A 19669-nucleotide genomic window follows, 5' to 3' on the forward strand; every position below is an offset into this window, starting at 1 on the left:
CATTATTAATATGAAAAATGGTATTTAACCCTTTGATTGCGTTTTCTATTATATGTGCGGTTTTTTAGAAATAACCCGAAAAAAAGTTCAATAAATGGTTTAAAGAAAAATTGTTACGGGTAGTTATTCTACAAAGAGATGGTTAACTGGAGGAGGAAAAAACATAATGGAACAATTAACTTTTTACTCATACCCAAGCTGCACGTCATGCCGAAAAACAAAACATTGGCTCAAAGCGCACCAGATTGAATTTAACGAACGGCACTTATTCAGAGAAACTCCAACGATGGATGAATTAAAGTATATTTTATCTTTAACGACAGAAGGAATTGACGAAATTTTAGCAACAAGAAGCCAAACCTTCAAAAATTTAAATTTAAACATTGAAGATATGACTGTAAACGAAGTGCTGGAACTTTTAATTGAGAAACCGAAGCTTTTGCGCCGTCCGATTCTCGTGGACAACAGGAAACTTGTTATCGGATACAATCCGGGAGAACTGTTAAAGTTATCGAAGAAGAAAACGATTCATCAATCTGCATGATGAAAAACCGAAGATCCGCTGATTTGCTTGAATCAGCTTATCTTCGGTTTTTCACGGTTCAGAAACTGGGCTAGCTGGATTCGAACCAACGATCACGGAGTCAAAGTCCATTGCCTTACCGCTTGGCTATAGCCCATTGAATATAAAAATAGTATGTGTAACGTGAGACAAGTTATACATATCGATCATACACTTTTTGAAAGATAAACATCACAGGAGGTAACCGATTGAAATGAAAGCTCTAGATCAGTATTTAACAGAGCACAAAGAAGACATTACACTCCAATGGCTGGAAACATGCACGTTAAAAGGAAGTTTGCTGTATTCTGCAAAAGATCAGCAAAAATTAGAACGAAAATTAAAAGAGCAGCATGAATCATTGGTAGCTATTGTAGCAAAATCCATTAGAAAAGAAGAGGTGAAGGATCAGCTTAACCAATGGTCACTTCAATGTGCCAGAGACCGTGCTGTTCATGAAGTGACCGTGACGGAAAGTGTCAGTCAGTTTAACGCTTTCAGGCACATCATGTGGCAATGGATTCAAGACTACAGCGAAGCCGCTTCTTCCCAAGAAATCGGCATCCAGGAGATATTTGAGTGGAGCAAGATTTTGAATCAAACGATTGATGAGATAATCGAGGTATTTACAGAAGAATATCATCAGGTCACGGTGATCCAATTAAATGCGCAAAAAGAAATGATCAATGAATTGAGCGCACCGATTATGCCGATTTCTAAAGAGATTGGGATTCTTCCCCTTGTTGGTGAAATTGACACGTACAGAGCGAGAACCATTTTGGAATCCGTTTTGGCCCAATGCTCGGCGTTAAAGCTTTCATATTTATTTTTAGATATATCCGGTGTTCCTATCGTCGATACGATGGTTGCCTATCAAATCTTTAAAGTGATTGACAGCACCAAACTGCTGGGCATTGAGACGATTATTTCAGGAATCAGGCCTGAAATCGCCCAGACTGTTGTGAAGCTCGGATTAGATTTTTCGAATGTGAAAACAGAGCAAAGTCTTGCTAAAGCTTTAGCCAACAAAGGATTTAAGATAGAAGAATCTTAAGATGTCCCTTAAGGGATGTATTTTTTTGAAGCACGTTCAACAATGAAGAGAAGCAACAGCTGAACAGCCTGTGCTAGGCTATTCAGCTTTTTTTACTTCGATAAACAAAATATGGTGACTGTCGATGTCTTTTACCTTGAATGAGTAGCCGTCATATTCAATGACACTTTCAGGCTCGGCGTCTATGTTTTGTGTGAGAAACCAGCCTCCGAGCGTATCTACTTCAGCATCTGATAAATCAGTTCCAAGCAGGTTATTCACGTCACTGATTAATAACTTCGCATTTAATAAATAATGATCTTTTCCCAGCTCTCGAACATGAGGCACTTCATCTGCATCGAATTCATCGCGTATTTCTCCTACAATTTCTTCAATAATATCCTCGACGGTGATCAATCCTGAAGTTCCGCCATACTCATCAATGAGAATCGCCATATGAGTGCGTTCCTTTTGCATTTTGATGAGTAATTTGTAAATCGGAATGGTCTCAATGACATGAATGACGGGCTGTATGAAGGGTTCAATTTTGTGCTTCTGAAAAGAAAAATCTTTCGTCAGCAATGAAAACAGCACTTCTTTCATATTGATTACGCCGATGACGTTATCTTTATCTTCTTTTACAACCGGGTAACGGGTATATTTGGTCTGCTTAACCGTTTCCCGCATGCTTGGAATCGAGTCATCCTCAATAGACAAACTGACCATTTCGTTTCGCGGGACCATGATTTCCTTTGCCATTCGTTTATCAAATGTAAAGATATTATTCATATATTTTAATTCGCTTTTTCTGATTTCTCCGCTTTTATAGCTTTCGGTCAGCAGTACTCTAAGCTCTTCCTCCGTATAAGCCAGTTCATGCTCTGATGCCGGCTTCAGCCCAAAAAGTCCTGTGATCATTCTGGCAGACTGGTTAAGGAGCCAAATGAACGGAAACATGATTTTATAAAACCAGATTAATGGTTTCGCGAGCATCAGCGTAATGCTTTCTGCTTTTTGAATCGCGAAGCTTTTCGGTGCCAGCTCCCCGATGACGACATTTAAATACGTTACCACTAAAAAGGCGATAATAAGGGAAAGAAGATGGGTAAGCGACTCGTTTAAACCTGCCTTATGAAAGAGCGGACGAAGCAGAGTCTGTACTGTCGGTTCACCCAGCCAGCCGAGTCCTAAAGCTGCGACCGTGATGCCCAGCTGGCAGGCTGATAAATATTCGTCAAGATGTGTGACCACATGTTTTGCCGCTTTAGCGCCTTTTTTGCCTTTTGCGACAAGCTGATCAATTCTGGATCGCCTTACTTTTACGATTGAAAATTCTACGGCGACAAAAAATCCCGTTAACAAAATTAAAAACGCGACTGCTAATAAATTGATAAATTCCAAAATAAACTGCCTTCTCCAAGGAAGGCATGCACCTCCCTTTCCGATGTCTTTCTACATTCCATACCACCGGCAAAAGCTCACAAAACATGTGATGAAGTGCCTAAATGGTTTAGGAATGCTTCTCCTTGGGCAATTAAAGAACAAAAGAATAAAAGTCTGGAGGATCGTAACATGAAGGTACATACAGGTGAAGATTGGTTTTGGTACCAAATGGGGCCTCAGGAAAGAGATAAGGCAAGAGATCTGATCCATTTTTCTCATTGGCCGCAATGTGAAAAGTGGTTTGAAAATAATCATCATATTAACTTTTTGCGCGTGGATACAACAGAAGCTGAGAATGAAGCGGTATTCGGCTCGATCGTATATGATCAGGGGCTTGGCGAGGAAAAAGACCATACCGTTTTTCACTTCTATATTACTAGGCAATATTTTTTCACAATTAACTTTGATTTTTCGATTTTGGAGGGGATTAAGGGAAAACAAGTTGTCCAGCAAATGGAAAGAGCGAACAATGCAATAGAGGGGTTTTTGATTCTTCTCGGCGAACTAATGAATGCGTATTTAATCGGTATAGATGAATTTGAAGTAAAGCTGAGAAAGCTCAGATGGCAAATCAAAGACGACAATAGCAAAAGCATTTTAAATCGCGTCCATCTCCTGCGCCATGAACTGATGATTTGGAAAAACTTAATCCTAAGCGCTAAAAAAATTGAAATGGCGTTGAAAGAAACCTTTTTGCCTCAAAATGAAGGAAAAAAGGATTATCAGCGGACACACCTGAAAATTGACAGGGGGTTTACATACATCAGCGAATTTGAAGGGGAGCTTAACAATCTGCTTCATTCAGAGGAAGTCATTACCTCGCACAGGGGAAATGAAATTGTAAAAGCGCTGACCATTTTTACGACGCTTTTTACGCCGATTACAGCGCTGGGGGCCCTCTGGGGGATGAACTTTTCTGTGATGCCTGAGCTGAATTGGAAATACGGTTATGTCTTTTCTCTCTTATTGATTATCACTTCTACAGTCTTAATCTACCTATATTTGAAGAAGAAAGGCTGGACGGGAGATATGCTGCAGGAACGGAAGGATAAAAAGAAATCTCGAAAACGGCGGACCCTGTAGAATGTTTCATTTTTTGTGCAGCGGATAAAGAAAAAATAGAACACGGTAAAGGAGGAATTGAAATGATAGTAAGAGATATCATGACTGCGAATGTAGAATGCTGCGAGCCAACCGCATCAGTCACTGAACTAGCCAAAAAGATGAAAGACTCCAATGTCGGTTCGATTCCAATTTGTGAAAGCGGCAGACTTCAAGGCATCGTTTCTGATCGGGACATTGTCACCAGAAGCTTAGCTGAAGATCAAATGGAGGCGAAAGCAAGTGATATCATGAGCACAGAAATCGTTTCCGGTCATCCTGATATGTCTGCTGATGAAGCGAGTCAGCTCATGGCAGAGCATCAAATCCGCCGTTTACCGATTCTTGAAAATGAACGTTTAACGGGTATTGTTGCGTTAGGCGACCTTTCCGTTAAGAAAGACACAGACCAGAAAGCCGGTAAAGCATTAAGTGAAATTTCTAAATCAGCATAACAAACAGTTCGGAAGAGGTAATTGCCTCTTCCTTTTTATTTTGTATACAATAAACTGATTCGCCAATTTTAGAAAGCGTCATACTCCGATTTATAAATCCCTCTTTGGATCCAGAGCCGGACTGCGTACATTTGTCCATCAATCTCTTTTCAAATCCTTATTAAAATTGAAAATGATGTGATACATATAGCTGAATTTCTATTTTTGATAGGGGCGAAATGTTTTTTAAAGTTGTAAATACATCAGAAAATCACATTTTCTTTGTTTGATTACCATGTCTTCTTTTTCTACAATACGCTTTGAAAGGAGAGGGAATCAAAGTGGATTCGATAGAAAAAACAAGCAAAACTTTAATTGAAGAGGCATATAGGACGAAGGCCTCTGACATTCACATTGTGCCGAGGGAACGGGACGCAATCATTCATTTTCGGGTTGACCATGCATTGCTGAAAAAGCGAAACATGAAAAAAGAAGAGTGTGTAAGGCTCATTTCTCATTTTAAGTTTCTCTCAGCTATGGACATAGGGGAAAGAAGAAAGCCGCAAAATGGATCTCTTACTCTAAAATTAAAAGAGGGTGACGTTCACTTAAGGATGTCAACGCTCCCGACAATTAACGAAGAAAGCCTCGTCATCAGAGTGATGCCTCAGTATAATATCCCTTCGATTGACAAACTGTCTTTATTCCCAAAGACAGGAGCCACCTTGCTTTCATTTTTAAAACACTCCCACGGCATGCTGATTTTTACCGGACCAACAGGCTCTGGGAAAACAACAACATTATATTCTCTGATCCAATATGCAAAAAAACATTTTAATCGAAACATTGTCACACTTGAAGATCCAGTGGAAACGAGGGATGAAGATGTTCTTCAAGTGCAGGTGAATGAAAAAGCCGGTGTCACATATTCCACAGGGCTGAAGGCTATTTTGCGCCATGACCCCGATATGATCGTTTTAGGTGAGATAAGAGACGCTGAAACAGCCCAGATCGCGGTGCGGGCAGCGATGACTGGTCATTTAGTGCTGACGAGCCTTCATACGAGAGATGCGAAGGGCGCGATTTACAGGCTGCTTGAATTTGGCATTAATATGAATGAAATCGAGCAAACGGTTATTGCGATAGCGGCTCAGCGTTTAGTTGATTTGGCTTGCCCGTTTTGTGAAGACGGATGTTCATCAGTGTATTGCCGCCTGTCACGAAATGTCAGGAGAGCAAGCGTATACGAGCTGCTTTACGGGAAAAACCTTCAGCATTGTATCCAGGAAGCGAAAGGGGACAATGCAAATTACCAATATCAAACGCTGCGTCAAATTATAAGAAAAGGGATTGCGCTCGGCTATTTAACGACAAACAACTATGACCGGTGGGTTTATCATGAAACAGATTAGAAAAGTTTGGCCGTTAAAGGATCAAGCCTATTTACTGAAAAGGCTGGGTGAAATGACAGCGGGCGGATACAGTCTTTTAGACGGATTGCGCCTGATGCAGCTGCAAATGAATAAAAGGCAGCTGGCGGACTTGGCTAACGCCATAAGCCGGTTGAGAGAAGGGGAATCGTTTTACCATGTATTAAAGAGCTTGTCATTTCATAAGGAAGCCGTCGGTATTTGTTATTTTGCTGAAACACATGGGGAATTGCCGGCTTCCATGATTCAGAGCGGGGAGCTGCTGGAACGAAAAGCAGGCCAGGCAGAACAGGTAAAAAGGGTGTTGCGATATCCTCTTTTCCTCATCTTTACTGTTGTTGTCATGCTTTATATGCTGCAAAACATCATCATCCCTCAGTTTTCCGGTATTTATCAATCGATGAATGTAGAAACCTCACGCACAACAGACATCATTTTTGCGTTTTTTCAGCACCTTGATGCTGTGTTCATATTAATGGCCATTTTGGCTGCAGGAATAGGTCTTTATTATTGGTTTGTGTTCAAGAAAAAATCCCCTGACCATCAAATGTTCATTTGCGTAAGCATTCCTTTGTTTGGAAAGCTGGTCAGGCTGTTTAACAGCTACTTTTTTTCTTTACAGCTGAGCAGTCTGCTAGCATCAGGTCTTTCTATTTATGACAGTTTGAAAGCATTTAGGCATCAAACGTTTCTCCCTTTTTACCGCCATGAAGCTGAACAAATGATTGAACGGTTAAAAGCCGGTGAAACCATTGAAGCTGCTTTATGCAAACGGCCTTTTTACGAAAATGATTTTTCAAAAGTGATATCTCATGGCCAGCTAAGCGGCCGCTTGGATCGGGAACTCTTCACATACAGCCAGTTTATATTGCAGAGGCTTGAGGACAAGTCACAAAAATGGACAGGCATTCTTCAGCCCATTATTTACGGATTTGTCGCAGGGATGATTTTAATTGTTTATCTATCGATGCTCCTGCCTATGTATCAGATGATGAATCAAATGTGAAAGGAAGAGGCTGATGAACGAGAAAGGGTTTACACTTGTGGAAATGCTGATCGTGCTCTTTATTATTTCTATTTTGCTATTGATCACCATACCGAATGTAACAAAACATAATCAAACCATTCAGAAAAAGGGCTGTGAAGGCCTGCAAAACATGATAAAGGCGCAGGTAACAGCATATGAACTCGATCATGACGGGAAGACACCAAGCCTCGGCGATTTACAGGCAGAAGGTTATGTGAAAAAAGATGCGGTCTGTCCAAATGGAAAGCAAATTATCATTACCGGCGGGGAGGTTAAGGTTGAACATTAAATTAAAAGGGGAAGCTGGATTCACCCTTTTAGAAAGCCTGCTTGTTTTAAGCCTTGCCTCTATTATGCTGATTGCGGTGTTTACCACGCTTCCTCCTGTTTATGAAAATACAGCATTACGGCAGACAGTATCCCAGCTGAAAAACGATATTTTACTTGCACAGCAGACCGCAATTTCCAATCATCAAAGAACAAAGATTCTTTTTCAAGAGAAAAAATATCAATTAATCATAGGTGACACTGTTATAGACCGTACATATCATCATGGTCTTTTTGCAGAGTCACTGACATTAAAAGACCGCTTGGAATTTAACGAGAAAGGGCACCCGAATATAGGCGGGAAAATCCGTATAAAAGGGCGTGCCGCCTATGACATAACAGTTTATTTAGGGAGCGGAAGAGTGAATGTGGAGAGAAAATAAAGGCTTTTCTACAATTGAAACAATGGCTGCCCTCAGCATATGGCTGTTTATGCTTCTGACGATCGTGCCGTTGTGGAACAAGCTGATAGCTGATGAACATATAGCGGAGTCGAGAGAAATTGGTTATCAGCTTGTTAATGAAAGCATAGGCAAATATATGCTGACAGGAGCAGGAAATTCGTCACAGGCTGTTTCGATGAACAATAGCAAATACTCGATGACATGGGAGGAGGAGGGAGAGTATCAAAACGTATGCATCTCATCAGACACCTATAAAGACAAGCCATTTTGCCTCAGCATTTTGCGGACAGACTGGCTATACGCTTCTTAATGTATTATTTTCGCTCTCTGCTTATTTGCTCATATCAGGATCGTTAGCGATGTACTTTCATCTATTTTTGTCACGTCAACAGGAGAATGAGGGCTTCATGCAGCGGGAATGGATCATTTCGGTAGAGCAGATCATGAATGAGTGCAAGCAATCGCAGACAGTGCAGACAGATGAGCATGGGAGCGTCTTAATCTGCAGAAATCTGTCAGGGCAAGAGGTCCGTTTTGAAATCTACCATTCAATGATCAGGAAAAGAGTAGACGGAAAAGGGCATGTTCCGATTCTTGACCATATTAAAACAATGAAAGCCGAGGTTAAAAACGGGATGCTTTGGCTGAAAGTCAAGAATGAGAATGATAAAGAGTATCAAACAGCTTTTCCGGTATATACGTCGTTAGGAGGTGGGTGAATGTACTACTCAAAAGGGTTTATCTATCCGGCCGTTCTTTTTACATTTGCCCTTGTGATGCTGATTGTGAATTTCACCGCCCCTCAATTTGTTTCACGCCATATGTTTGAGAAGGAAACAAAAGAGTATTACACAGGAGAAAATCTGCTGCAAAATGGCGCGCTTCTATCCATCAGGCATATACTTGAGCACAGACCAGGCCGAAAGGGTTCACAGCAGTTTCAATATGGACATGTATCTTATGACATTCGCAAAACAACCATAAAAGAACAGCAAGAAATCACCCTTAAAGCCATCACAGAGTCGGGAACAGAAAAAAACGCTCAGCTGCTGTTCGATCAAAATCAGAAAAAACTGCTGAGCTGGACAGAATAAACCAGCGGTATGTGTATAAAAAAAGTCGTGTGAGCCAACACTTCATAATAACTGAATGATGAGGTGATCACGTGAAAACGAATGATTATGTCAAATATATGACTCAGCAATTTGTGAAATATATAGACACTCCAAAAGATGAGCGAAAAGAACGAAAAGAGGTTCGAAAAGAAACAAAAACGCCTGCTTCTCAGCATTGGTTCGGTATTTTACCTTATGGTTTTAGGCTATGGCTGAAAAGAAAAAAATAAATTGTGCCAATATAACGAGCAAGGTCCTTCACATGGAGGACCTTATTGATATTCTTCTAAAATTGCAATTTTATTCACCTTTTGACTATGAGGATCGAAAGAAATTGTGACAAACACGCCGAATTCCTTTGAGCCTTCTCTCAGGGTTAAATGATATTGTTTCACAGCTTCGTCTTTTCTTTTGCGGTCCCAAACTTTTTGTTTAACCAGTACCTGTGCGAGCGGGTACCTTTTTTTTGCTTCTTTTACAGCAAGCTCTTCCCATTTTGACATGTGTCGGGCGGTTACAAGCGGCCCTTCTTCTGCTTGAGCGGCACTGGTGCCGAAACCGAGAAGAGACAGACAAATCACACATTGTTTGATCATAAGCCGTCACCCTTTCTTTGTTGTTTATTATTGCCAAATGTTAACCGGATATGCGTTTAATTTCTCACATAACAATCCCGAAAAATTCTAAAAACTTAAAAAGGTGAGCAATATTGAGTAAGGCTATGCAATATGATGAAAACATTCTTTTAAACGAACAAAATGGCGGATTTTGGTGTTTTTAAATCCTTCAATCGTTGATTATACTCAGTTTGTGCGGTTCTTAAAAGAGAACGACTGTCACATCAAGTTACAGTGTTTTACAGGGGGTAAGGTATGTTTCGATTGTTCCGCAATCAGCATAAGGCTAAGACAAAATTAAGAGTGCTGCTTGTTTTTCAGCTTTCAGCCATATTCAGTCTGACAGCCGCTATATGCTTACAATTTACCGGAGATACAAGCGCTGCTTTTTATGATATTGAAAACTTTGATGTTTCGCTTCAAACGTGTGAGAACTTTCAGCATACAGATAAAAACTGTCATTATGATAAACGGTGGGACCAAAGTGATTTACACGTGGTGAATCAAACAGATACAAAAGGTACTGTCTGTTCCCCTGTTCGTCTATTTGCCGAGCTGGAAAACAGAGGCCAGAAACTTAAGAAATCGAAATGGAAGTGGGAGCTTCATAAACTGGCAAACACCCGCAAACCGCTAAAAGACGGGAGCGTAATAGATAAAGGATACGTTTCCACCCAGATAGGCGAATCACTTTACAAAATTGAAACAAATAAAAAAGTGAAACCCGGCATTTATGCGTTTAAAGTATATAAACCGGCCGGCTATCCGGCGGACGGCAGCAAGTCTGAGTGGTCGGAACCAATGACAATTGTGAAGTGTGACGAAAAACCGACAGCACCGAAAAAGGAAAGTCAGCCGGCTGTGAAAAATCAGCACAATCAAGCAGACAGTGACAGAAAAGACAAGACAGATAAAGAAAAAACAGCCGACAAAGCCGTAAATGAAGACAAAGAAAATCAACCAGTTCAGAAGGAAAGCGGGGAAGAGGATGAAAAAAGCATTAAAGCTGATCAGTAATATTCTTTACGTAATCATCTTTACTCTGATTATTGTGTTAACGCTAGTTGTCATATCAACACGTTCATCCGGGGGAGAGCCGGCAGTGTTCGGATACACGCTGAAATCAGTACTGTCTGGCTCAATGGACCCTGAATTTAAAACGGGCTCATTAATTCTCGTTAAAGAAATCACAGATGTGAAAGAGCTCCAAAAGGGCGACGTGATCACATTTATGCAGGATGCAGACACAGCGGTGACCCATAGAATTATTGATATGAAAAAGCAAGGCGATCATTTGTTATTCCAAACAAAAGGGGATAATAACGCCGCAGCTGATTCTGCGCCTGTGTCGGATGAAAATGTCCGCGCGCAATATACAGGTTTTCAGCTTCCTTATGCCGGCTACATGCTTCATTTTGCCAGTCAGCCGATCGGCACTGCTATTTTACTGATTGTTCCTGGCGTTATGCTGCTGATCTACTCTTTTGTGACAATCAGCAGTGCGATCAGAGAGATTGAAAGAAAGACGAAAGCCTTGGAAACAGAGACAAAGGACAATACGATGTCCACTTAACATCAGTTGTAAACCTGGCAACAGGTTTCGATAATATAATCATTCAATAAAAGGGGAGTTTACCATGGGTATGAAAAAGAAATTGAGTTTAGGAGTTGCATCAGCAGCACTAGGGTTAGCTTTAGTAGGAGGAGGAACATGGGCAGCATTTAACGACATTAAATCAACGGATGCTACTTTTGCATCAGGTACGCTTGATTTAGCAGCGAAAGAAAATTCAGCCAGTGTCAACTTATCAAATCTAAAGCCGGGAGATAAATTGACGAAAGATTTCCAATTCGAAAATAACGGCTCACTTGCGATCAAAGAGGTATTAATGGCGCTGAATTATGGAGAATTTAAAGCAAACGGCGGAAGTAATACATCCCCAGAAGATTTTCTCAGCCAGTTTGAGGTTACATTATTGACAGTCGGCAAAGAGGGAGGCAATGGCTATCCGAAAAACATCATTTTAGATGATGCCAACCTTAAAGACTTATATTTAATGTCCTCTAAGAATGATGCTGCGGCGACTGAAAAAATTAAAAAACAAATTGATCCTAAATTCTTAAACGCAAGCGGAAAAGTCAATATAGCGACAATTGACGGTAAAACCGCTCCTGAATATGACGGTGTTCCTAAAACACCGACTGATTTTGACCAGGTTAAAATGGAAATTCAATTTAAAGACGATAAAACAAAAGATGAAAAGGGACAAATGGTTCAAAATAAATATCAAGGCAACTCATTACAGCTTCAATTCTCATTTGAAGCAACACAGTGGAATGGCTTGACAATCAAAAAGGAACATACTGATAAAGACGGTTACATTAAAGAAAATGAAAAAGCGCATAGCGAGGATAAACATTAATAGAAAAAGAGGTGGCTCAGTACATGCGTACTGAGCCATTCTTATGTTCATTGACAAAAGAGGAGTAAGTGCCTCTGCTCAGGCACTACTCCTCTTTTTGGGACTTTCTCCATTTTTGATAATCTAAAAATTCACGAAATTGTTTTTTCGATACCCCAGATGTCATCGCATCGCGAACCAATTTCTCCCATTCACTATCTAATTGACCATCGTATTCGGTTTCATGTTTTTCATCAAGCAAAGTATGAACCGAGACGTCCAGAACAGCGGAGACTTTTTCGAGAAATTGAATGGAGGGGTTCGTTTGTAGATTTCGTTCTATTGAGCTTAAATAAGACTTCGCTACCCCAGCTTTTTCTGCTAGTTCTGATAGTGAGTAGCCTTTTTCTTTACGGTATTGTTTAATACGCTGGCCAATCAATGTCATCACCTTCCTTGTGATATTATAGCACATTCAGAAAGGATTTATGGTATGACTTCTGGCTGCCGGACCAGGATGAGCAGACTTTTTGTTTAAAAGTAAATATTTGCGTATTTCCTCAGGGCTGATATTTGCTTCTCTGGCTTCCATCATTAATTCAACCCATTCTTGATCTAATTCGAAGTGCTCTTGTTTTGCATTTTTCATGCAGTTTCTCCTCCTAAAATACTTGTTTATGTATTTCAGCCAGTCCGGCCATGACCATTGTACGCCTTCTGTGGTCTCTGGAAGTCATTTGCCAATTGAATAGCCAGAATTTTTTTCCAATATACCTTTATTATAATAGCATTTTTCCAAAAAAAACGAGAACGATGTCGAATCTGAAAAAAGTTAGCTCGAAATATTATTTTGCAGAAAAAATAATCCGCCATTTTCGATCTGAACTGATATCTTTGGTTGATACAAGGCTTTTAACGCTTGTTTTTCAAGTTGGTACTCTTCTGGTTTTTCTTCTGTATGCTCATAAAACTGATCAAGCAATTTCATATCGTTTTGCCACCTGTTTACCGCCTGCTCTGCCCAGTCTGACGGTTCTTGCATAGCGGCTTGGGTAATATAGCTCTCCATCCGCTTAAGACCGCTTTCAGGTTTGATCATAGGCGATATGGTGAAACAATAGTCACATATTTGTGATGTCAATGAAAGCTGTACGAGCTTACTTTGAAAATCTTCAATCATGGTTCCAGAGACAAGGTGAAGACCTAGTGACAATAGCTTATCCTTTTTCATGTCGGACTGGTATGAAATCATGACATTTATACCAAGCCAAGGCTGAAGCGGAATTTTCGCTCCGGCTGATTCAATTTTCTCATACATTCTGGTAAATCTCCCATTTTGTTTAACTGCTTTAAAGATTTGAAAAAGGCGCGGCGCCCCGAAATAAATAAATTCACCATCTAGGTCTTTTGAAGTGGATTCCTTATCTGTAATGAACGTTATTTTCATCGGATTCGGGTCGCCGCCGGTCTTCTCGCGCCAGTGCCAGTAAAAAGGCCGATTCATGATCTGTTTGTCCATTTCAACTGTAAGCTGAACCGTCATGTAACCGGGTCCTTGGTCGATGATCGGACAGCTGTTTGCCTGGAAAAAACGAAGCAGAAATTGGTGAACCTCTTGCTGTCTCACTTGTAAAACCTCCTTGCGGCTAAGAACCTCTTTTTTCAGCGGGCTGCTGTTTTTTATAAGATAAAAATGAGGTTAAGTTGTCCATTTTAATTTTCATTTCTTCTTCGGTTGCCGAATGGTACAAAATATCGTGCAGGTGCTCTTCAAAATTGTTGACTTGAATTTTTGTTAAAATGTCATCAAGCTCGCCGACCACTTTTTCAAATAAATGAATTTTTTCATATAAAAGCTTTAAAATATGCTCTTCCACTGTATGTTTGGTAGCCATGTTATAAATATGGACGTCACGTTCCTGCCCGAGCCTGTGGATTCTTCCGATTCTTTGTTCAAGCCGCATCGGATTCCATGGCAAATCATAGTTAATCATGTGATTGCAAAACTGCAGGTTGATCCCTTCGCCGCCCGCTTCAGTTGCAATCAGCACTTGAACCTTCCCGCGGAAAAGGTCCTTCATCCAGTCTTTTTTCCCGCGTTTAAATCCGCCTCTGAACGGCACAGAGCTGATGCCGTGTTGCTGAAGAAACCATTGCAGGTAAATTTGAGTGGCACGGTATTCTGTAAAAATAATGACTTTATCGTCTATCTTTTTAATCAGATCGACGACTTGATTCGCTTTAGAATTTTGCGTCACTTGATTGATGCGGTCCATTAATATAGAAATGGTGTGTTCATCAATGGCTGGTGCCTGTTTTTCTTTTTGGTCGAGCATTTTTTTCAGTGTCATGTACACAGCTTCCCTGCTTGAACAGCATTCTCTTTGGAGTGTCATAATGGAGAACATGCTGGCCGGTTTGTTAATGCTTTCTTTCAGGCGGGAAATCTCATCGTAAAGCGCCTGCTCTGATGGAGAAAATTCAATCGGCACTGTTTCGACGCGGCGCTGCTTCCAATTCAGCCCGGTGTCATGCCGCCTGTTGCGAATCATGACTTTATTCACTAGATCTTTTAAATGATCATGTGCTTCTAAGCTGGATTTCTTTTTAGAAAACATTTCTTGAAAGTGATTCTGATTGCCTAAATGACCAGGCTTTAATAAGGAAACCAAATTGAAAATTTCTTCAACACGGTTTTGGATTGGCGTCGCAGTCAGCAGCAGGCAGTACTTTTTTACAAGATTCCGGACAAATTCATAGTTCTTTGTTTTGCTATTTTTCAGCTTGTGGGCCTCATCAATAATGACGAGATCATATGGGATTGACAGCACAATTTCCCGGTGGGGCGAGCGCTTTGCAGTATCGATGGAGGACACGACGATATCGCACTGCTCCCACACATAGCTTTTCTTTTGCTCAACAGCCGGAATCAAAAATTTTTCCTGAAGCTCTTTCACCCACTGCGAAACAAGAGAAGCTGGCACAAGGATCAGAATTTTTTTGGCTAACCCGCGAATCATATATTCTTTTAGAATCAGTCCGGCTTCAACAGTTTTGCCGAGCCCCACTTCATCTGCTAAAATCGCTTTTCCGTTCATTTTTTCAACAACCTTCTGCGCAACCTCAAGCTGATGGGGAAGCGGCGTGAAGGAAGGGAGATATAATGGGGCCCGCAAGCCTTCAAATTCAGGAATCGCCAATGTTTCCTGAATTTCTGATGAAAGCTTGTACAGCTCCCAGTTTGACCACGGACCGTCGTTTTTCAGTCTTTCGGCAAATTCTTCGGGCCATTTTGTATCATATGTGATTTCTGCATTCATTGCTGTGAAACCGCCTTTCATATTCTTCAATTTTTAAAATGAACAATATAAGAAAAATCCGCCCAAATTGCTGTTGCCCAGCATATAGTGATGATGGTAGGATATGAGTATGTATTTGATGTAAGATATTGCTATAGTATGTCCATAACAGCATGAAAATATGAGCGAATGACAGCAAGGGGAGAGACCTGACCGAGAAAACCGGGATACAGGCGCCGAAGGAGCAAACTGCGGAGTGAATCTCTCAGGCAAAAGAACTCTTGCTCGACGCAACTCTGGAGAGTGTTTGTGTGAAATGCGCAAGCCACCAAAGGGGACGTCTTTGCTATTGCAAAGTAAACTTTCAGGTGCCAGGACAGAGAACCTTCATTTAATATGAGGTGTTTCTCTGTCCTTTTTTGTATGTTTTTTTAGCTGCGCCGTTGAAAAAGGGGAGGAATTTGATGCTGAAAAGAACACCGTTATTTGAATTGTATAAGGAATATGGAGGGAAAACGATTGATTTCGGAGGCTGGGAGCTTCCTGTTCAATTTTCTTCAATCAAAAAAGAGCATGAGGCTGTCCGAACAGCAGCCGGGCTGTTTGATGTATCTCATATGGGGGAAGTCGAAATCACGGGGGATGACAGCTTGTCTTTTTTACAAAAGCTGATGACAAATGATGTATCCGCGTTAAAAACCGGCCGTGCGCAATATACCGCAATGTGCTATCCGGATGGCGGCACCGTTGATGATTTACTCATCTATCAAAAAGCTGAAAACCGCTATTTGCTTGTCATAAATGCTTCAAATATAGATAAAGATCTTGCTTGGCTCAAAGAACACGCAGCAGGAGATGTCCAGATTGACAATTTGTCAGATCAGATTGCGCTTTTGGCCGTGCAGGGACCGAAGGCAGAAACAATCTTAAAAAATCTGACAGCTTCAGGTGTGTCTGCTTTAAAACCATTTGCATTTATTGATGAAGCTGATATCAGTGGCTGCAAAGCACTCATTTCGCGCACCGGCTATACGGGTGAAGACGGGTTCGAAATTTACTGCCGTGCTGATGACGCCGTCCGAATTTGGAAACAAATCATTGAAGCGGGTGAAGAACACGGGCTTATGCCATGCGGGCTAGGGGCGCGTGATACACTCAGATTTGAAGCGAAGCTCCCGCTCTATGGCCAGGAGCTGACTCGGGATATCACGCCGGTTGAAGCAGGTATAGGCTTTGCCGTAAAACACAAAAAAGAATCTGATTTTTTTGGGAAGTCTGTATTGAGTGAACAGAAAGAAAACGGGGCGAAACGAAAGCTCGTCGGTCTTGAAATGATTGAAAAAGGAATACCGAGACACGGATATGAAGTGTTTCAAAGCGGCAAGTCCGTCGGAAAGGTGACAACAGGCACCCAGTCACCGACATTGGGGAAAAACGTGGGCCTTGCCTTGGTTGATGCTGGAGCGAGTGAGATCGGAACTGTTGTAGAAGTGGAGATTCGCAAAAAATTAGTGAAAGCAAAGGTAGTTAAAACACCATTTTATAAACGCTAAAAATTTTTCTTTGGAGAGGGGTCAACACATGAAGCACCGCTATTTGCCCGCGACAGAAAAGGATAAACAGGAAATGCTTGATGCCATCGGCGCAAACACGATCGATGATTTATTCGCCGATATACCGGAGAACGTCAGATTTAAAAAAGAGTATCAAATCAAAAAGGCAAAATCAGAAACAGAATTAACAAAAGAACTGACAAAGCTGGCGTCTAAAAACTGTGATACCGTTCAATACGCATCTTTCTTAGGCGCCGGTGTATATGATCATTATCAGCCGGTTATTGTGGATCATGTCATTTCAAGGTCTGAGTTTTATACAGCTTATACACCATATCAGCCGGAAATTTCTCAAGGGGAGCTTCAGGCGATTTTCGAGTTTCAAACGATGATTTGTGAATTAACTGGCATGGATATCAGCAACTCTTCTATGTATGATGGCGGAACAGCCTTGGCGGAAGCTGCGATGCTTGCCTCCGGACATACGAAAAAGAAAAAAATTGTGGTGTCAACAACCGTGCACCCTGAATCGAGAGAAGTGCTGAAAACATATGCAAAAGGACAGTATATTGAAGTTGTTGAAGTCCCTGCCGCAAATGGAGTGACTGATCTTGATGCTTTGCGCGAAACCGTTTGTGACGATACGGCGGCGGTCATTGTGCAGTACCCGAACTTTTTTGGTCTGATTGAGCCGTTGAAGGATATTGAGCCGATCGCTCATCAGGGAAAATCCATGTTTATTGTCTCAGCCAATCCGCTTGCATTGGGACTTCTGACCCCGCCGGGCGCTTTTCAGGCCGATATTGTGGTTGGCGACGCACAGCCATTCGGGATTCCTTCCGCATACGGCGGACCCCATTGCGGATTTTTTGCGGTCACGAAAAAATTAATGAGAAAGGTGCCGGGCCGCCTCGTCGGACAAACGGAGGATGAAAACGGAAAAAGAGGTTTTGTGCTTACCTTACAAGCCAGAGAGCAGCATATTCGCAGGGATAAGGCGACGTCAAACATCTGCTCGAACCAGGCTTTAAACGCACTGGCCGCTTCCGTCGCCATGACGGCTCTCGGGAAAAACGGCGTAAAAGAAATTGCCCGCCAAAATCTCTTAAAAGCTAATTATGCTAAGCAAGAAGCGAAAAAAGCGGGGCTCACCGTAATGTTTGACGGGCCGATGTTTAACGAATTCGTTATCAAACTAGATAAACCTGTGAAATCGGTAAATCAAAGATTGCTGACAAAAGGGATCATCGGCGGCTACGATTTGGGTCTGACGTATCCGGAGCTTGACCGCCATATGCTTATTGCCGTAACAGAGCTGAGAACAAAAGAAGAAATTGATGCACTCATTCAGGAATTGGGGGATCGCCATGAATAATCAGGATCAGGCACTTATTTTTGAGCTTTCAAGAGAAGGCCGTGTCGGCTACAGTCTGCCGGAGCTTGACGTACCGGAAATGGAAGTGGAGGACCTCTTGTCAGACAGCTATATCCGGGATGAGGACGCAGAGCTGCCGGAGGTTTCTGAGCTGGATATTATGCGGCATTACACAGCATTGTCCAGACGGAACCACGGGGTTGATTCGGGCTTTTATCCGCTCGGTTCCTGCACAATGAAATACAATCCGAAATTGAATGAAAAAATCGCGCGGATTCCCGGTTTTGCCGCGATCCATCCTCTTCAGGACGAAGACACAGTGCAAGGCGCTTTGGAGCTTTTATATGACTTAAGCAAGCATCTCGAGGAAATTACGGGAATGGATGAGGTCACGCTTCAGCCCGCGGCGGGGGCGCATGGCGAATGGACGGGACTGATGATGATCCGCGCTTATCATGAGGCGCGCGGAGATATGAAACGGACAAAGGTCATTGTCCCCGATTCAGCTCATGGGACAAATCCTGCGTCTGCAACAGTTGCCGGTTTTGAAACGGTGACGGTGAAATCGAATGAAAACGGGCTTGTTGATTTAGAGGGTTTAAAAAGAGCGGTGAATGAAGAAACCGCAGCTCTTATGCTGACGAATCCGAATACACTCGGATTATTTGAGGAGCAGATCACCGAGATGGCGGAAATCGTTCACCAAGCCGGAGGAAAGCTGTATTATGACGGCGCTAATTTAAATGCCGTGTTAAGTAAAGCGAGACCCGGTGATATGGGATTTGATGTGGTGCATCTTAATTTGCATAAAACCTTTACAGGGCCTCACGGCGGAGGCGGTCCAGGTTCAGGTCCGGTTGGCGTAAAAGAAGATCTGATTCCTTATCTGCCAAAACCCGTTTTAATCAAAAAAGAAGGCCGGTTTACTTTTGACTATGACCGCCCTCACGCGATAGGCCGTGTTAAGCCTTATTACGGCAACTTCGGCATCAATGTCAGAGCGTATACGTATATTCGCTCTATGGGCCCGGACGGGTTAAAGGCCGTTACTGAAAACGCGGTGCTGAACGCCAACTATATGATGAGAAAGCTTGCCCCTTATTACGATCTGCCGTTTGACCGCCATTGCAAGCACGAATTTGTATTGTCAGGGAAACGCCAGAAAAAGCTTGGGGTGCGTACGCTGGATATTGCAAAACGGCTGCTCGATTTCGGCTATCATCCGCCTACAATTTATTTCCCGCTTAATGTTGAGGAGTGCATCATGATTGAGCCGACAGAGACAGAATCCAAGGAAACGCTGGATGCGTTTATTGATGCTATGATCCAAATTGCGAAAGAAGCAGATGAAACTCCGGAGCTCGTACAGGAGGCTCCGCATACAACAATCGTCAAAAGAATGGATGAAACAAAAGCAGCGAGACAGCCTGTACTTAGATACGAGAAAAACGTAAGCAGCGAACTTGTAAAATAAAAAACAGCTGTCTGATATGGGACTGACCCCATAAGATGAGACAAATAAAAAACACCTTCAAGTTTGAAAACGG

23 protein-coding genes, 1 tRNA gene, 1 pseudogene and 1 riboswitch are annotated in these 19669 nt (G+C 41.9%); of the genes and pseudogenes, 18 read left to right on the top strand and 7 right to left on the bottom strand.

Annotated features, from left to right (window positions below):
- Positions 1 to 163 precede the first annotated feature (163 nt).
- Positions 164 to 544 carry a transcriptional regulator MgsR gene (mgsR, locus tag LNN34_RS02810; RefSeq protein ID WP_052330300.1) on the top strand — a complete coding sequence of 127 codons (381 nt, stop codon included), beginning with the start codon at positions 164 to 166 and terminating at the stop codon, positions 542 to 544.
- Between the two features lie 65 nt (positions 545 to 609).
- Here the strand turns inward: mgsR and LNN34_RS02815 are convergent.
- Positions 610 to 680: transfer RNA gene (locus LNN34_RS02815), tRNA-Gln, on the bottom strand.
- 96 nt (positions 681 to 776) lie between these two features.
- Between LNN34_RS02815 and LNN34_RS02820 the strand changes: the two genes are divergently transcribed.
- Positions 777 to 1616, top strand: coding sequence for an STAS domain-containing protein (locus tag LNN34_RS02820; protein ID WP_059335417.1), 840 nt, complete (start codon positions 777 to 779; stop codon positions 1614 to 1616).
- A gap of 78 nt (positions 1617 to 1694) precedes the next feature.
- On the opposite strand, the pseudogene LNN34_RS02825 reads toward LNN34_RS02820, so the two are convergent.
- A pseudogene (locus tag LNN34_RS02825) lies at positions 1695 to 3024 on the bottom strand (hemolysin family protein).
- A gap of 143 nt (positions 3025 to 3167) precedes the next feature.
- Here LNN34_RS02825 and corA point away from each other — a divergent pair.
- From corA to LNN34_RS02875, 10 genes are all read left to right on the top strand, one after another.
- Positions 3168 to 4121 (top strand): magnesium transporter CorA, encoded by a 954-nt coding sequence (gene corA, locus LNN34_RS02830; protein WP_044154576.1) that lies wholly within the window; start codon positions 3168 to 3170, stop codon positions 4119 to 4121.
- Positions 4122 to 4183: 62 nt separating this feature from the next.
- The gene (locus LNN34_RS02835; RefSeq protein ID WP_101864532.1) at positions 4184 to 4594 is read left to right on the top strand and encodes a CBS domain-containing protein; all 411 of its coding nucleotides are present in this window, start codon (positions 4184 to 4186) and stop codon (positions 4592 to 4594) included.
- A gap of 320 nt (positions 4595 to 4914) precedes the next feature.
- Positions 4915 to 5985, top strand: a complete 1071-nt coding sequence (comGA, locus tag LNN34_RS02840) for a competence protein ComGA (RefSeq protein WP_215510343.1) — start codon at positions 4915 to 4917, stop codon at positions 5983 to 5985.
- Positions 5972 to 7009 carry a competence type IV pilus assembly protein ComGB gene (gene comGB / locus LNN34_RS02845; protein WP_215510344.1) on the top strand — a complete coding sequence of 346 codons (1038 nt, stop codon included), beginning with the start codon at positions 5972 to 5974 and terminating at the stop codon, positions 7007 to 7009. The genes comGA and comGB overlap by 14 nt, the downstream gene beginning before the upstream one ends.
- A 13-nt stretch (positions 7010 to 7022) precedes the next feature.
- Complete coding sequence (comGC, locus tag LNN34_RS02850; protein WP_010334925.1) at positions 7023 to 7319, top strand: competence type IV pilus major pilin ComGC; 297 nt, start codon at positions 7023 to 7025, stop codon at positions 7317 to 7319.
- Positions 7309 to 7740, top strand: coding sequence for a competence type IV pilus minor pilin ComGD (gene comGD, locus LNN34_RS02855; protein WP_044154579.1), 432 nt, complete (start codon positions 7309 to 7311; stop codon positions 7738 to 7740). Before comGC ends, comGD begins: the two co-directional genes overlap by 11 nt.
- Complete coding sequence (gene comGE, locus LNN34_RS02860) at positions 7724 to 8071, top strand: competence type IV pilus minor pilin ComGE (protein ID WP_059352380.1); 348 nt, start codon at positions 7724 to 7726, stop codon at positions 8069 to 8071. Before comGD ends, comGE begins: the two co-directional genes overlap by 17 nt.
- 25 nt (positions 8072 to 8096) lie before the next feature.
- Positions 8097 to 8480: a competence type IV pilus minor pilin ComGF gene (gene comGF / locus LNN34_RS02865; protein ID WP_157722684.1), complete on the top strand. Its 384-nt coding sequence runs from the start codon at positions 8097 to 8099 to the stop codon at positions 8478 to 8480.
- Entirely contained in the window at positions 8481 to 8855 is a 375-nt protein-coding gene (comGG, locus tag LNN34_RS02870; protein ID WP_059335411.1) for a competence type IV pilus minor pilin ComGG, read from the top strand. It abuts the gene before it with no gap.
- 71 nt (positions 8856 to 8926) lie between these two features.
- Complete coding sequence (locus tag LNN34_RS02875) at positions 8927 to 9106, top strand: YqzE family protein (RefSeq protein WP_003236949.1); 180 nt, start codon at positions 8927 to 8929, stop codon at positions 9104 to 9106.
- A gap of 42 nt (positions 9107 to 9148) precedes the next feature.
- On the opposite strand, the gene LNN34_RS02880 is transcribed toward LNN34_RS02875, so the two are convergent.
- A complete protein-coding gene (locus LNN34_RS02880) occupies positions 9149 to 9472 on the bottom strand; it encodes a YqzG/YhdC family protein (RefSeq protein WP_024122040.1) in 324 nt (107 codons plus the stop codon).
- A gap of 276 nt (positions 9473 to 9748) precedes the next feature.
- Between LNN34_RS02880 and tapA the strand changes: the two genes are divergently transcribed.
- The 3 genes from tapA (at position 9749) to tasA (ending at position 11916) form a co-directional block, all read left to right on the top strand.
- The gene (gene tapA / locus LNN34_RS02885) at positions 9749 to 10510 is read left to right on the top strand and encodes an amyloid fiber anchoring/assembly protein TapA (protein WP_069487187.1); all 762 of its coding nucleotides are present in this window, start codon (positions 9749 to 9751) and stop codon (positions 10508 to 10510) included.
- Entirely contained in the window at positions 10482 to 11066 is a 585-nt protein-coding gene (gene sipW / locus LNN34_RS02890) for a signal peptidase I SipW (RefSeq protein WP_059293608.1), read from the top strand. The genes tapA and sipW overlap by 29 nt, the downstream gene beginning before the upstream one ends.
- Before the next feature lie 64 nt (positions 11067 to 11130).
- Positions 11131 to 11916 carry a biofilm matrix protein TasA gene (gene tasA, locus LNN34_RS02895; protein WP_024122037.1) on the top strand — a complete coding sequence of 262 codons (786 nt, stop codon included), beginning with the start codon at positions 11131 to 11133 and terminating at the stop codon, positions 11914 to 11916.
- A gap of 85 nt (positions 11917 to 12001) precedes the next feature.
- On the opposite strand, the gene sinR is transcribed toward tasA, so the two are convergent.
- From sinR to LNN34_RS02915, 4 genes are all read right to left on the bottom strand, one after another.
- Positions 12002 to 12337, bottom strand: coding sequence for a transcriptional regulator SinR (sinR, locus tag LNN34_RS02900; RefSeq protein WP_003226345.1), 336 nt, complete (start codon positions 12335 to 12337; stop codon positions 12002 to 12004).
- A 33-nt stretch (positions 12338 to 12370) separates the two neighbouring features.
- Complete coding sequence (gene sinI, locus LNN34_RS02905; protein ID WP_024122036.1) at positions 12371 to 12544, bottom strand: anti-repressor SinI; 174 nt, start codon at positions 12542 to 12544, stop codon at positions 12371 to 12373.
- Between the two features lie 183 nt (positions 12545 to 12727).
- On the bottom strand, positions 12728 to 13522 hold the full coding sequence (locus tag LNN34_RS02910; RefSeq protein WP_229042667.1) for a YqhG family protein: 795 nt from the start codon (positions 13520 to 13522) through the stop codon (positions 12728 to 12730).
- A gap of 19 nt (positions 13523 to 13541) precedes the next feature.
- Complete coding sequence (locus LNN34_RS02915; RefSeq protein ID WP_059293610.1) at positions 13542 to 15215, bottom strand: DEAD/DEAH box helicase; 1674 nt, start codon at positions 15213 to 15215, stop codon at positions 13542 to 13544.
- Between the two features lie 168 nt (positions 15216 to 15383).
- Positions 15384 to 15485: riboswitch (glycine riboswitch) on the top strand.
- A 173-nt stretch (positions 15486 to 15658) separates the two neighbouring features.
- Between LNN34_RS02915 and gcvT the strand changes: the two genes are divergently transcribed.
- From gcvT to gcvPB, 3 genes are read left to right on the top strand one after another with little or no spacing between them, the layout of a single operon-like run.
- Complete coding sequence (gene gcvT, locus LNN34_RS02920; protein ID WP_044154615.1) at positions 15659 to 16747, top strand: glycine cleavage system aminomethyltransferase GcvT; 1089 nt, start codon at positions 15659 to 15661, stop codon at positions 16745 to 16747.
- Between the two features lie 28 nt (positions 16748 to 16775).
- Positions 16776 to 18122: an aminomethyl-transferring glycine dehydrogenase subunit GcvPA gene (gene gcvPA, locus LNN34_RS02925; protein WP_193659470.1), complete on the top strand. Its 1347-nt coding sequence runs from the start codon at positions 16776 to 16778 to the stop codon at positions 18120 to 18122.
- A complete protein-coding gene (gene gcvPB / locus LNN34_RS02930; protein ID WP_229042669.1) occupies positions 18115 to 19596 on the top strand; it encodes an aminomethyl-transferring glycine dehydrogenase subunit GcvPB in 1482 nt (493 codons plus the stop codon). The genes gcvPA and gcvPB overlap by 8 nt, the downstream gene beginning before the upstream one ends.
- The last annotated feature ends 73 nt before the right edge of the window (positions 19597 to 19669 follow it).

It is taken from the genome of Bacillus sp. AF23 (genome assembly GCF_020861455.1).
Lineage (GTDB): Bacteria > Bacillota > Bacilli > Bacillales > Bacillaceae > Bacillus > Bacillus halotolerans.